The organism is Pontibacter litorisediminis (assembly GCF_029360645.1).
Lineage (GTDB): Bacteria > Bacteroidota > Bacteroidia > Cytophagales > Hymenobacteraceae > Pontibacter > Pontibacter litorisediminis.
Map to the genome: position 1 here is coordinate 1,168,220 of NZ_JARDUA010000001.1, position 13,744 is coordinate 1,181,963.

Sequence of the window (13,744 nt, forward strand, 5' to 3'; positions counted from 1 at the left end):
TTATACTTTTCCTATTATGCCGTTTTTAGAACTGCAGCTTCACGTTCAAACCAAAGGTTCTCGGCGTTGGCAACTGGCCCATTTCCACCCCTGGCATCTGCACGTTTCCGTTCAGCGCGGATGCTTCCGGGTCAAACATCGGGAAGTCCGTGATCATGGCCAGGTCACGGCCATACAGCGCCAGGCTGGCTCCCTGCAGGAAGTTAACGCGGCTAAGAATGGCTTTCGGCAGGTTGTACTCCAGGCGCACCTCGCGCAGCTTCAGGTAAGAGGCATCAAACGAGTTGGCCTCCACGTTGGCGCGGCGATAGTACTCTTTGTAATAAGCGGCCAGGTTCTCTTCTTTCTCCTCGTTCGGCGAGTAGGTACCGTCCCCGTTGTCCACCACACCGTCGCCGATGATGTAGCCTTGCTCGCGGCCACGCAGCGTATGCTCCAACTTGCCCTGCTCACTCATCTTGTGGTGTGTCTGCGAGTAAACGATGCCGCCGTACTGCCCGTCCACCAAAGCGCTGAAGCGGAAGTTTTTGTAGCTAACTTCGTTCAGAAAGCCGCCTCTCCAATCGGCGTAGGCATTGCCACGGTACGATATCTCGTCTGGGCGTATCGGAAGGCCGTTCTTGTAAATGATCTTCCCTTCCTCGTTGCGTACAAAGCCATAGCCGTAGATGTCACCCGTGGAACCACCTTTCTTGGCGATGATGTAGGCATTACCGCCTTCAGCCAGGATGTACTCCTCGTCTTCCTCAAAGCCTTCTGACAGCTCCAAAATCTTGTTGTCGTTCTTGGACCAGGTGATGGTGGTGTTCCACTTGAAGTTATCTGTTTCAACCGGGCGCCCGGTCAGGGATAGCTCCATGCCGGTGTTCTGCACCTTACCGGCGTTGATGATGGCATCGTTGTAGCCCGTGGTTGGATCCAGTTGTATTGCCAGGATCTGGTTCTCGGTCACGTTCTTATAGATCGCGAAGTCCATGCCCAGGCGGCCGTTAAAGAGCTGGTACTCGAGACCAGCCTCGTAGCTGCGGGTCTGCTCCGGCTTAAAGTCAGGGTTAAATCGCGTGGTAGGTATCTTGGCTGAACCAGGGAAGAAGCTTGAGTCGTAATACCTGCGGGTCAGGTAGGGGTCGGAGTCAGTGCCCACCTCTGCGGCAGACAGCCTTACCTTGGCGTAAGATACCTGGCGAGGCAGCGTAAAGATGTCGGTCAGGATAAAGCTGGTGCTGATAGAAGGGTAAAAGAACGAGTTGTTCTGTACGGGCAGCGTTGAGCTCCAGTCATTTCGCGCCGTCAAATCCACAAAGATTTTATCCAGGTATGAGAAGGAAGCCAAGCCATAGATACTCTCCACTTCTTTGGCTGCTTTGGAGTTTCGCGTCATGATCGGGTTGATGCCATTGGCAAGCGTGTAGGTTCCCGCAACGTTAAGGCCTTCTATGGAAGCATTTGTCCTGTTCAGGTAGGTCTTCATGATGTTACCACCTACCGACGCCCTGAAGTCCAGGCTGCTGGAGAGCTTGTCCTTAAAAGTTACCAGGAAATCTGTGTTGGTCTCTCTGTCGTTGATGTTCTGCTCTTTATAGTAGCCTTTGCTGAAGTTCTTGGTGTCCCAGGGGCGGCGGGTGGTACGCTCCTCGTTCGTCATGTCAATCGCCGCACGCACCATAAAATCAAACTTCGGAGATAGCTCATAGGAAGCAGTGATATTTCCCGTGGTGTTATAGCTATCCACGCCATTCAGCATCTCGTAGGCAATCAGGTATGGGTTATCTATATAAGAGCTGAAGGGATGAATCTGCTCAATCTGCTCCTTTCCCTTTTGCCATCTTGGCTCATACCAGGCCAGGTCCACGTTCGGATTCTGGAAGATCATGAAGTAGGAAATAGACTGGTTGTTATAGCCTGTGGCCGGCAGGTTGTCGCTGTGCTTGTGCGAGAAGTTGATCTTGGAGCTCAGGGTTAGCTTGTCTGTCAACTTCTGGTTTACGCTCAGGGCGGCGTTCAGGCGCTCAAACCCTGTATTAGGCATAATCCACTCGTTCTTTGTATGGGTGAGGGAGGCACGGGCAGAGCCCTTATCACTGCCGCCTTCCACGGCTACGCTGTTTGATACGGTATGGCCGGTACGAAAGAAGCCTTTCACGTTGTCTTTATAGGGCCTCCACAGCTGGCGCTCCGCCGACTGCCCCTCCAGCGTCGGGTCATACTGGTAGTAGTACTGCCCATCGAACTTCGGACCGAAGGCGCTACTCGTGCTACCAGTATTCTTACCGTCCTCTGAGAGGCCATAAGAGTAATACAGGTCTCCGTCCTTGTTTCTGTCGTTGTTGCCCTGGCCATACTCATACTGCATGTCTGGCCACTTCAAAATATCGTTAAAGCTGATGTTGGAGTTTACCGTCACGCCAAGCCCCTTGCGCTTGCGCCCGGATTTGGTGGTGATGATCAAAGCACCGTTGGCAGCACGATATCCGTAAAGCGCGGCAGCGGCAGCGCCTTTCAGCACCGTGATCGACTCGATATCATCGGGGTTGATGTCGGCGATACCGTTACCGAAGTCTATCGGCACGTCGCTCCCCGAACCGGCCTGGTAGGCGTTGCCCACGCCAGAGCTTTCCATGCCGCTATTCATCGGTACGCCATCCAGTATGATGAGTGCCTTGTTTTTAGTTGGGTCCAGCGAGTTGTCGCCACGCAACTTGATAACAGAAGAGTTCAGCGGGCCACCACCGGTGGGCGTCAGGCTAAGGCCGGCCACCTTACCCGATAGGGCGCTGGCAAAGTTGTTGGAGCGGGCCGCGTTGATCTCCTCCCCGCTTACCTCTGTCACAGCATAACCCAGTGCTTTTTTCTCACGCTCAATGCCAAGCGCTGTTACCACCACCTCAGAAAGCTGCTGGTTATCCGTCTGCAGCCTAATGCTAAGGTTAGCGTTAGGCTGGTTTACCGTTACGCTTCCAGGCTTGTAGCCGATGTAAGAGAAAGAAAGCACTGCCCCCTTTTCAACATCTAGCTGAAACTTGCCATCCTGGTTTGTTACGCCGACAGGGGTGCCGTTAGCAGCAATGGATACACCGGGCAGGGGGATACCGTCCGTATCATCCAAAACGGTTCCGCTTACCGCAATTCTCTCGCCCTGGGCGAGCCTTTCAGACAAAGGGGCTGCAGCCAACTCTGTTGTAAACGTGGGCCCTGCTAAGCAGAGGCACAAGGAGAGCATCGCTGCCCTGCCAACTTGATGCCGGCCCTTCTGGGATAGTGGTAAATGTTTTCTCATGTAACAAGAGCTTTAATTAGGCGATTTTATTATGGTTGTAATGTTTGGTTTCTTTGTTCCAGGTAAGTGCCGTAAAGAAAATCGCGAGCACGCAAGCTGCTATCAGCACATAAAAACCTCCATCCCAGCCCCAAGCATCCACTACAAAGCCCATCGCGATATTGGCAAACAAGGCGCCGCCCATGTACCCGAACAAGCCCGTTAAACCGGCAGCTGTTCCGGCTGCCTTCTTCGGCACCAGGTCCAGCGCCTGCACGCCAATCAGCATCACAGGGCCATAGATCAGAAAGCCAATGGCAATCAGGGCGGCGTTATCGACCCAGATGTTACCGGCAGGATTTTTCCAGTAAACCAGCACAGCAACCAGCACCAGTACCATGTAAATTATAGTGGCAGGCGCACGGCGGCCGCGGAAAACCTTGTCACTGATCCAACCGCACAGGAGCGTGCCCGGGATACCGGCATACTCGTAGGCAAAGTAGGCCCAGCCAGTCTCTTTCACCGAGAAGCCCTTTGCCTCTTCCAGGTAGGTTGGCGCCCAGTCCAGGATGCCGTAACGCACCAGGTACACAAAGGCGTTGGCAAAGGCGATGTACCAAAGCACACGGCTGGTGAGCACATAGTCGAATAGGATTTGCTTGGCAGATAGCTCCTTCTCGTGATCAGAAGTATAATTGCTCGGGTAGTCGTTCTTGTACTCCTCTATTGTTGGCAGGCCACAGGACTGAGGGGTATCGCGTACCAGCATATAGGTAACCATGGCAGAAAGCAGGGCGATCATGCCCGGAAAGTATAACTTGCTCTCCCAGGTACCGAAAAGGGCCACTGCAGCGATCGCCAACGGACCGACCAGGCCGCCGCCTACGTTATGGGCTATGTTCCAGACAGACATTTTAGTACCTCGTTCCTTGGTGGAGAACCAGTGCACCATCACCCGCCCGCAAGGCGGCCATCCCATGCCCTGGAACCAGCCGTTCAGGAAGAGCAGCACGAACATGATCGTGATGCTGCTTGTTGCCAGAGGCACTGTTCCCATAAAAATCATGGTGAGTGCCGATAAAAGCAGGCCTAAGCTCAGAAACACCCTGGCGTTACTTCTGTCAGAGACATTGCCCATCAGGAACTTGCTCAGGCCATAGGCCACCGATACACCTGACAGCGCTATACCTAAGTCAGCCTTAGAGTAGCCCTGCTCGATCAGGTCTGGCATCACGAGCGAAAAGTTTTTGCGTACCAGATAATAGCCGGCATACCCGATAAAAATCCCCAGAAACACTTGTAGTCGCAAGCGCTTGTACTCTGGGTCGACCCGCTCCAAGGGTAAGCGGTCTGCATGTCGTGCAGGTGAGATAAGTTTCATAAAGAGGTATTGTAATTGTAAGTCAGATAATCCTTCCTGTTTTATAATTCTTTGCCGGTACAATGGTCTCTGCCGGAGCTTTCTATACTTTTCCGCCGAATCTACTTCGATTTGTTATAACTCATTTCGAATCCCTTTTAAATCTGATCTCAGACGCAAAACTAAAAAACTATATAGAAACCATTTAATAGCAGATGAAGCTTAACCTTTTAGTAACATGTACAGCAGCGAGGCAACGGTTGCACCCGCTACAGGCCCAACCACCGGCACCCAGGCGTACCCCCAGTCGCTGTGGCACTTATTCTTTATGGGCATCAGGGCGTGAATGATCCTTGGCCCCAGATCGCGGGCCGGGTTGATGGCATACCCTGTGGTACCGCCAAGCGACAGCCCGATCGCCCACACCAGAAAAGCGACCGGAATGGCCCCCAGGGAGCCCATGCCGATCGGAGTCTTCTGATCGCCCAGCTCGGGGTTTGTAAAATAGAAGATCACGAAGATCAGCACGAAGGTGCCCAGCGCTTCGCTGAAGATGTTGGAGAAGCGATGCCGAATGGCGGGCCCTGTGCAAAAGACGGCAAGCTTTGAGATGGCGTCCTCTGTGGCATCGAAGTGCGGCCTGTACAGCAGCCATACCAGCAGGGCGCCCAGCATAGCGCCCAGTAACTGCGCCAGCACGTAAAGCCCCACGTCGCCCCAGGCAAACTTCCCTGCCAGGGCTAAGGCCAGCGTCACCGCGGGGTTTAGGTGCGCCCCGCTGTAAGGCCCCGCAATGACTACCCCCGTGAAAACGGACAGGGCCCAACCGGTGGTGATCACGATCCACCCACTGTTGCTCCCTTTGGTGCCCTTAAGCACTACATTGGCCACCACACCATTGCCCAGCAGGATCAAAAGCATGGTTCCAACAAACTCGGCCGTAAACGCTGACATATAAGTATATTTTTTAGCTAGATCTTAAATTACACCCAGGCCTTCGCTGCTTTCACCGCCTGGTGCCATCCCCTGAGCAACTCCCCTGCAGGCAGGCTGTCGTTTGGCTGAAAGCTTTTGCTAACACTCCACTGCTGCTGTATCTCCTCCACGCTGTCCCAGAAACCCGTTGCCAAGCCGGCAAGGTAGGCAGCCCCAAGCGCAGTCACTTCCGTAACCTCAGGTTTCACCACACTGGCGCCCAGGATGTCTGCCTGAAACTGCATGAGCAGGTCGTTTGCCGTCGCTCCGCCGTCGGCCCGTAGCTCTTTGATAGTGACTCCGGCATCAGCCTCCATCGCCTTCAGCACCTCGTAGGTCTGGTAGGCAATGCTCTCCAACGCCGCCCTGGCAATGTGCGCCGCAGTCGTCCCTCTGGTCATCCCCACCATGGTGCCACGTGCGTGCTGGTCCCAATGCGGGGCTCCCATGCCTACAAAGGCCGGCACCAGGTACACGCCGTCGCTACCGGCAACTTTACTGGCCAGTTGCTCTACCTCTGCAGAGGACGAGATGATGCCCAGCCCATCGCGCAGCCACTGCACGACGGCTCCTGCAATAAAAATGCTTCCTTCCAAGGCATAGTGCACCTGGTCCTGCACCTTCCAGGCAATGGTGGTTACCAGTTTATGCTTGGAGATGATTGGGGCCTGACCGATGTTCATGAGCATGAAGCACCCCGTGCCGTAGGTGTTTTTCACCATACCCGGCTTGGTGCACATCTGCCCGAAGAGCGCTGCCTGCTGGTCGCCGGCGATGCCTGCAATTGGAATTTGGGTTGAAAAGAGGGCCCCAGAAGTATGGGCTATGATTTCGCTGGAGGCTTTTACCTCCGGCAACATACTGGCTGGTATGTTGAAGATGCTCAGAAGCTCTTCATCCCAGGCTAATGTGTGAATGTTGTAAAGCAGCGTGCGGGAAGCGTTGGTTACATCCGTAGCGTGCACTTTGCCGTCTGTCATCTTCCAGATGAGCCAGGTGTCTATGGTCCCGAAAACCAAGTGGCCTGCTTCCGCTTTTTCCCGTGCCCCAGGCACATTCTCCAGGATCCACTTGATTTTGGTAGCTGAGAAATAAGCGTCTATCACAAGGCCTGTTTTCTCCCGGATGCCCCCCTCTAGCCCCTGTTCCTTCAGGCTGTCGCAGAGTTGGGAGGTACGGCGGTCCTGCCACACAATAGCGTTATAGACCACCTGCCCCGTTCGCCGGTCCCACACCAAAGTGGTTTCCCGCTGGTTCGTGATCCCTATCGCCTGTATGTCCTTTGCCTGGAGCCCCGCCTTCAGGATAGCCTCCGCGGCTACGCCTATCTGCGTGGACCAAATCTCGTTTGGGTCATGCTCCACCCAGCCTGGCTGGGGGTAGTGCTGCGTAAATTCCTTCTGGGCAACCGAGACCAAAGCCCCCTGGTGGTTAAAGACGATGGCCCTGGAACTGGTAGTGCCCTGATCGAAAGCAAGTATATACTTTTGCATAGACGCTGGTGTATAGTTAAACCTGGTTTACTGCCGCTGCAGCCACAGCTCGATAAGGCTCCAGGAGGTAATGATTGGCAAGCTCAGTGAACTCTGTGATCTGCCGCTGCTGCCATGCCTCATCAGCACCCAACTCAGCAGCCATTAGCTCCGCAACCTTTGGCGCCATGTCTATGGCGGCTTTTGCATTGAGAAACAGCACCCGCAGCCTTCTCGCCAACACGTCCTCCACAGTTCTGGCCATTTCATGGCGCACTGCCCAGATTACCTCAGCTTGTATATAGGGATAACCTTGGTGCAATTTTTCACCTAAAGCGGAATTGAACGAAACAAGCCGTCTTACCCCCTCTGCATCGGATCCGTAAAAACTCAAAGATCCTAATATATTACTTTTTTCATTTATCCCCCCATGTATTCTTAAGTCAGCTGTGTTGCAGGGGTGCATGGGCAAGCCAGCCACAACAATCGCCTTGTCTATCGTGTCTTCAGCCATCTTGCGATAAGTGGTCCATTTACCGCCTGTTATGGTTATAAGTCCGGATGCCGCTACAATCAACTTATGGCTTCGGGAGATCTCTTTTGTGCTGCTGGCATTCTTGGTCGGAGCCGCCAGGGGGCGCAAGCCGGCAAACACGCTCAGCACGTCTTTCCTGGTGGGTTTCTTTTCCAGGTACTGCCCGGCAGTTTGCAGGATGAAGTCTATCTCTTTGTCCAGCGCCGTTGGCTCCAGACTGGGTTTATCCAGCGGGGTATCTGTTGTACCCAGCAGTACATGGTCATGCCACGGCACGGCAAACAGAACACGCCCATCCGGTGTCTTTGGGAGCATCAGCGCATTCTCTCCTTTTAAGAAGGAGCGATCTACCACCACATGAACGCCTTGGCTTGGCCGCACCAGCGGCTTCTGCTCGGGAGTGTCCATCTGCAGCACATCGTTCACAAACACCCCCGTGGCATTTACAACCACCTTGGCCTGCAGTTCATACTTCCGGCCGCTCTCCAGGTCATGCGCCTTTACCCCCGCTACTTTCCCGTTACTGCCTTTCAGCAACCCCTCCACCTTCATATAATTCAGCACCACACCTCCCTGCTCCACGCAGGTCTGGGCCATGTTCACAGCCAGCCTCGCATCGTCAAACTGGCCGTCAAAGTACTCGATCCCTCCTACAAGGCCCTCCTTCCTCACGTTAGGAAGCAGGCGCGCTACAGTCTGCTTATCCAGCAGCGTTGTCTTCTGCAGACGTTGACGGCCTGCCATCCAATCGTAAACTTTCAATCCGAGCCCGTAGAACATCTTGTTCCACAAACTATAGCTCGGGATAATAAAGGACTGCGTGCGCACCAGGTGTGAGGCGTTTTTAACTAACAGCCCTCTCTCATACAGCGCCTCGTACACCAAATTGATATCGCCTTGCGCCAGGTAGCGCACCCCTCCGTGCACCAGCTTCGTGCTTCTGCTAGAGGTTCCCTTTGCAAAGTCTGCCTGCTCCAGCAGCAAGACCCGGTATCCTCTTGAAGCTGCATCAACTCCCACTCCTAAGCCTGTAGCGCCACCTCCTATCACGATAATATCCCACACCAATCCTTCCTGCTCTAGCGTCCGCACTAACTCCGGGCGACTGAACGAAGGCTCAGTATATTTCTTTTCGTTTCTGTACACTTAAGTAGTAATTATAATTTATTGCTTATACTTTCGAATAAATTTAAACGAAAGAAAACAAAAATCAAATAAAACTTATCGTTTTTTATATATGCAAGCACAGCTATAGTAAGACAGCGTTCTTGGACACCACCTATCACCTTATCTATCAACCTAAAAGAACGAGATTTATCAAGACAGTTTACCAAACTGGAATAAAGAGATGCTACTAAGCTCATAAACATCACCGCCTGCTTTTCCTTTCGTTTTCTTCCAGCGAACGAAGTATAAGTGGCGTGGCAGCATGAGCAAACACCAATAATCTTTAAAGTGGGGGTGACCTAGCACCTGCTTGCGATCTATACCAAGCTTCTGAGACCGGCTGTTTTAACACCGTTACAAAATAGTTTCGCTTCCTATTGCGTTCTCGTCTGAAACCTCATTCCTTTGCTGTGATGAAAACTACAGGTGTGTGGATTGTGGAAAGAATGGGTTTACTGCTGGCAGTCGTGCTTTGCAGCCTGTTTGCCGTTGCGGCACCTGTTAGCGCGGAGGTTGCGCCTGCCCCACAGTCCGGCACAGTTAAATCTGCGGAACAGCCCGCCTTTACTTTGATAGCAGGGTCGGTAGTTTCCGGTGAGGTGGAAGGCGTACTGCAGCTAGATAGAGCACCGCTAACCCCGCTGCTACAGGCTTTTCTGCACACATTGTACCCGCAGCCACAGGACACGGCACAGGCCCCTCACTCCTTCCCGGCCTCTAAAGGCGATTGTGGCCTGCACACGATCCTGACCAAAGGCCCTTAGCCAAACCACTCCTTTTCAGGCTTCCCCTAAAGTATACTTCCCTGTGCCCTGTGCACGGGCACTTCTGCTTACCCAAGAATATTGTTTTATACACAGTCAACCTCAAGTGCCAGTGGGGCGTGTGGGTGCTAACCTGTTGCGCCTAAGCAACAGCAAGCCCACCACTATTTGCGGTACTTGGTGCACAACCCTCATTTCCTGTTCATGAAAATCTCTCTTTTACCCTTAGCCACGCTGGTGTGTATCTCTGCAGTGGCCATTCTTACCGTGCTGCAGCAGTACGGCATACTTTCTATACCTGCTGAGGCCATGCTCGCAGCCCGTTGGGGCGTTATCGGGGTGTTGCTGATTTACGGCCTGCGCAAGCGCTCCCTCACCACCTGGATCCTGATCAGCATGGTAGTAGGGGCAACGATCGGCTATGACTTCCCGGAGTTCGCCGTTAACCTTAACGTTCTCAGCAAGGTTTTCCTGAAACTGATCAAAACAATTATCGCTCCCCTTATTTTTGCCACCCTGGTGGTAGGCATTGCCGGTCATGCCAACCTGAAACAGGTAGGGAGCATGGGATGGAAAGCAATCGTTTACTTTGAGATTGTAACTACCCTAGCCCTGTTCATTGGCCTGGCTGCCATCAACCTGAGCCAAGCCGGCGAAGGCATAGACGCAAGCCTGGCGCAAAATCACGAGGAGATTCAGGCCGTGCCATCGCAGACAACTTCGGAGATCATACTTCATGTTTTCCCGGAAAATATCGCCAAGTCCATAGCCGAGGGACAGGTGCTGCAGATTGTGGTGTTTAGCGTGCTGTTTGCCATTGGCCTGGCCATGGTGAGCGAGAAAAAGCGAAAACCCATGCTGGACTTCTGCGAGAGCCTCTCCGAGACAATGTTCAAGTTCACCAACATCATCATGTATTTTGCTCCGGTGGGTGTGGGCGCAGCCATTGCCTATACGGTAGGCCACATGGGCTTTGGTATCCTGCTCAACCTGTTCCAGCTGTTGGTAACCTTGTATGTGGCCCTGCTGGCTTTTGCCTTGCTCGTGCTGCTGCCTGTGGCCCTAATAGCCCGCGTGCCGGTCAGGCGTTTCTTACAGGCTATCTCCGGCCCTGTTTCCATAGCTTTTGCCACCACCAGTTCGGAGGCCGCTCTTCCGCGTGCCATGGAAGAAATGGAGAAACTAGGCGTGCCGCGCCGCATCGTCGCCTTCGTGATGCCTACCGGTTATAGCTTTAATCTGGACGGCACGACATTGTACCTGGCCCTGGCCTCTGTGTTCGTGGCCCAGGCCGCAGGCATCGACCTTACTTGGGAGCAGCAGTTGGTGATGGTGTTTACCCTGATGCTTACTTCTAAAGGGGTGGCCGGCGTGCCACGCGCCTCTCTGGTGATACTGCTGGGAACCGTCGCCTCGTTCAACCTGCCTGTGTGGCCGGTATTTGCCATACTTGGCATCGATGAACTGATGGACATGGCCCGCACCTCCATAAACGTGACCGGCAACTGCCTCGCCACTGCCGTGGTGGCCAGATGGGAAGGCGAGTTCGACCCGCAGCCGGAGGTTGGCCTGGTGGAAACGACCCTTCCTGAACTACCGGCAGAAAGCACAGAACAGGAGAAAGTTACTGCGTAGAGAGTAGCCAAAAGAAAAAGGGCGCATACTTGATTTAGTATGCGCCCTTTTTCTTTTGGCTACCAATGGGTGCAGCAAGCGCAAGCATTTAAGGCTTTTAGCGCACTGTGTTTAGTAAGGAGGGAAAGTATAAACGGCCCCTCCTCCGGTTATTTTTTCTCTCGCGATAAGGAGTAAGGGAAAGCACCCTCTTTGGTGCCGCGCTCCTTGTTCGGGGTAGCCGCCATCTCTACCTCTATCGTGGCGCCTTTCATCAGCTCAGAGTGGTTTAGCCAGTTTTTGTCATAGGACTTGCCATCAAACTGCATCCCCTGAATGTAGCGGTTCTCGTCGCTGTTTTGGGGTGCGTTGATGACTACCTCATTTCCATTCTCCAGTTTCAGGGTTGCCTTTCTGAACAGCGGCGCACCCAGCACATACTGATCCGTGGCTGGTGTTACCGGGTAAAAGCCCAGAGCCGAGAACACGTACCAGGCCGAAGTTTGGCCGTTGTCTTCGTCGCCGCAGTAGCCGTCCGGCGCCGAAGTATACATGCGGTTCATGGTTTCGCGCACCCAGTACTGTGCTTTCCATGGCTCACCGGCATAGTTGTAGAGGTAGATCATGTGCTGGATGGGCTGGTTGCCATGCGCGTACTGGCCCATGTTGGCGATCTGCATCTCCCGGATCTCGTGGATTACCTGACCATAGTAACTCTCGTCATAAACTGGCGGCAGGCTGAAAACAGAGTCCAGCTTTGCCGTGAAGTTGGTCTTGCCGCCCATCAGGTCAATCAGCCCCTGCACATCGTGGAACACTGACCAGCTGTAGTGCCAGCTGTTGCCCTCGGTGAAGGCGTCGCCCCACTTAAACGGGTTAAAAGGCGATTGAAACTTGCCGTCCTGGTTCTTGCCGCGCATCAGCCCAGTGGATGGGTCGTAGAGGTTGCGGTAGTTCAGCGCGCGCTTCGCATACAGGTTAATCTCTTTCTTAGGCCGCTTCAGGGCCTTCGCCAGTTGGTAGATGGCGAAGTCATCATAGGCGTACTCCAGGGTGCGGGCAGCATTTTCGTTGATCTTCACATCGTATGGCACATAGCCCAGCTTGTTATAGTAGGAGGCTCCTGCACGTCCAACAGCTGTTAGTGGCCCCTCGTTGTTGGCCCCTTTCAGCAAGCCCTCGTACAGGGCCTGCATGTCTTGTCCGCGGATGCCTTTCAGGTAGGCATCTGCCACCACAGAGGCTGAGTTGTTACCCACCATTACGTTGCGGTAGCCGGGGCTCGCCCACTCCGGCAGCCACCCACCCTCTTTGTAGGTGTTGGCCAAACCCTCCTGAATCTCTGCGTTTATGGATGGGTACATCAGGTTCAGGAACGGGAACAGGGCTCGGAATGTATCCCAGAACCCCGTGTCGGTATACATGAAGCCCGGCAGCACCTTGCCGTTGTAAGGGCTGTAGTGCACCACCTGCCCCTTGGCGTCAATCTCGTAAAACTTGCGCGGGAAGAGCAGCGTGCGGTACAGGTTAGAGTAAAAAGTGCGTACCTGCTCCGGGGTTCCCCCTTCCACAGCCACGCGGCTCAACTGCTTGTTCCAAGCGGCTTTGCCTTTTGCCTTCACCATTTCGAAGTCGTCGTTCCCAATCTCCTTCAGGTTCAGCTCGGCCTGTTCGGGGCTGATGAAGGAGGATGCCACGCGGGCATTTACATGCTCCCCTTTTTTGGTTTTAAAGCCTACAATCGCTCCCACGTGGTTGGCCTGCAGTTCCTGCTTGGTACTCAGCAGGCTGTCGCTCCAGGTGTGGGTGTTGGCAAAGGGCTTATCGAAAACGATCACAAAATAATTCTTAAAGTTCTCCGGCACACCGCCGCTGTTCTTGGTAGTGTAGCCGATGATCTTGTTCTCATTCGGGATCACCTTGATGTACGACCCTTTGTCAAACGCGTCGACAACCACATAGGCACTGTCTGTTTTGGGAAAGGTGAAACGGAAACTCGCTGCCCGCTCCGTAGGCGCGATCTCGGTCGTCACGTCGTGGTCGGCCAGGTAAACGCTGTAGTAGTAGGGCTTTGCCACCTCGGCCTTATGCGAAAACCAGCTGGCGCGGCTGTCCTGATCGAAGCGCCGCTTGCCCGTTACCGGCATGATGGCAAACTGGCCATAGTCGTTCATCCACGGAGATGGCTGGTGTGTTTGCTTAAATCCGCGGATCTTGTCGGCGCTGTACATATAGCCCCATCCGTCGCCCATTTTGCCCGTCTGCGGCATCCAGAAGTTCATGCCCCAAGGCAGGGCTATGGCCGGGTAGGTATTGCCGTTCGAGAGGCTATACTTGGAGTCGGTGCCTACCAGCGGGCTTACCCACTCTACCGGATCGGTTACCTTATTAACCAACACAATTTGGGCTGAGGCGGTAAGCGAGGCAAGGGTAAAGAAGAACAGGAATAGTCTTTTCATGATGTGGAGGAATCGGGATAGATTTTATACTTTCTTCGCTAAAGCGTTTATTCAATACTTCAAGTATACAACATTCCGAATAAATAGCCGTGCTGAATTAGAACTTTGCGTCAATTCAACCTACCGGGCCACACTCAAACCT

General features: G+C 53.7%; 7 protein-coding genes and 1 pseudogene. 2 read left to right on the forward strand and 6 right to left on the reverse strand.

Annotated elements, in window-relative coordinates; all coding sequences use genetic code 11:
* Positions 1–25: 25 nt before the first annotated feature.
* The 5 genes and pseudogenes from PXG97_RS05015 to PXG97_RS05035 all read right to left on the reverse strand — a co-directional run bounded on the left by PXG97_RS05015 (position 26) and on the right by PXG97_RS05035 (position 8,744).
* Positions 26–3,277 (reverse strand): SusC/RagA family TonB-linked outer membrane protein, encoded by a 3,252-nt coding sequence (locus tag PXG97_RS05015; protein WP_338088595.1) that lies wholly within the window; start codon positions 3,275–3,277, stop codon positions 26–28.
* Positions 3,278–3,293: 16 nt separating this feature from the next.
* Positions 3,294–4,637: a glycerol-3-phosphate transporter gene (gene glpT / locus PXG97_RS05020; protein WP_276496619.1), complete on the reverse strand. Its 1,344-nt coding sequence runs from the start codon at positions 4,635–4,637 to the stop codon at positions 3,294–3,296.
* Positions 4,638–4,838: 201 nt separating this feature from the next.
* Positions 4,839–5,573, reverse strand: a pseudogene (locus PXG97_RS05025) (MIP/aquaporin family protein); the annotation flags it as partial.
* Positions 5,574–5,599: 26 nt separating this feature from the next.
* Positions 5,600–7,084, reverse strand: a complete 1,485-nt coding sequence (gene glpK / locus PXG97_RS05030) for a glycerol kinase GlpK (RefSeq protein WP_276496621.1) — start codon at positions 7,082–7,084, stop codon at positions 5,600–5,602.
* A 16-nt stretch (positions 7,085–7,100) separates the two neighbouring features.
* Positions 7,101–8,744 carry a glycerol-3-phosphate dehydrogenase/oxidase gene (locus tag PXG97_RS05035; RefSeq protein ID WP_276496622.1) on the reverse strand — a complete coding sequence of 548 codons (1,644 nt, stop codon included), beginning with the start codon at positions 8,742–8,744 and terminating at the stop codon, positions 7,101–7,103.
* 431 nt (positions 8,745–9,175) lie between these two features.
* Between PXG97_RS05035 and PXG97_RS05040 the strand changes: the two genes are divergently transcribed.
* Together PXG97_RS05040 and PXG97_RS05045 are read left to right on the forward strand one after the other, a co-directional pair.
* Positions 9,176–9,529 carry a hypothetical protein gene (locus PXG97_RS05040; protein ID WP_276496623.1) on the forward strand — a complete coding sequence of 118 codons (354 nt, stop codon included), beginning with the start codon at positions 9,176–9,178 and terminating at the stop codon, positions 9,527–9,529.
* Positions 9,530–9,733: 204 nt separating this feature from the next.
* Positions 9,734–11,164 (forward strand): dicarboxylate/amino acid:cation symporter, encoded by a 1,431-nt coding sequence (locus PXG97_RS05045; RefSeq protein WP_276496624.1) that lies wholly within the window; start codon positions 9,734–9,736, stop codon positions 11,162–11,164.
* Positions 11,165–11,313: 149 nt separating this feature from the next.
* On the opposite strand, the gene PXG97_RS05050 is transcribed toward PXG97_RS05045, so the two are convergent.
* The gene (locus PXG97_RS05050) at positions 11,314–13,602 is read right to left on the reverse strand and encodes a GH92 family glycosyl hydrolase (RefSeq protein ID WP_276496625.1); all 2,289 of its coding nucleotides are present in this window, start codon (positions 13,600–13,602) and stop codon (positions 11,314–11,316) included.
* Positions 13,603–13,744: the final 142 nt, after the last annotated feature.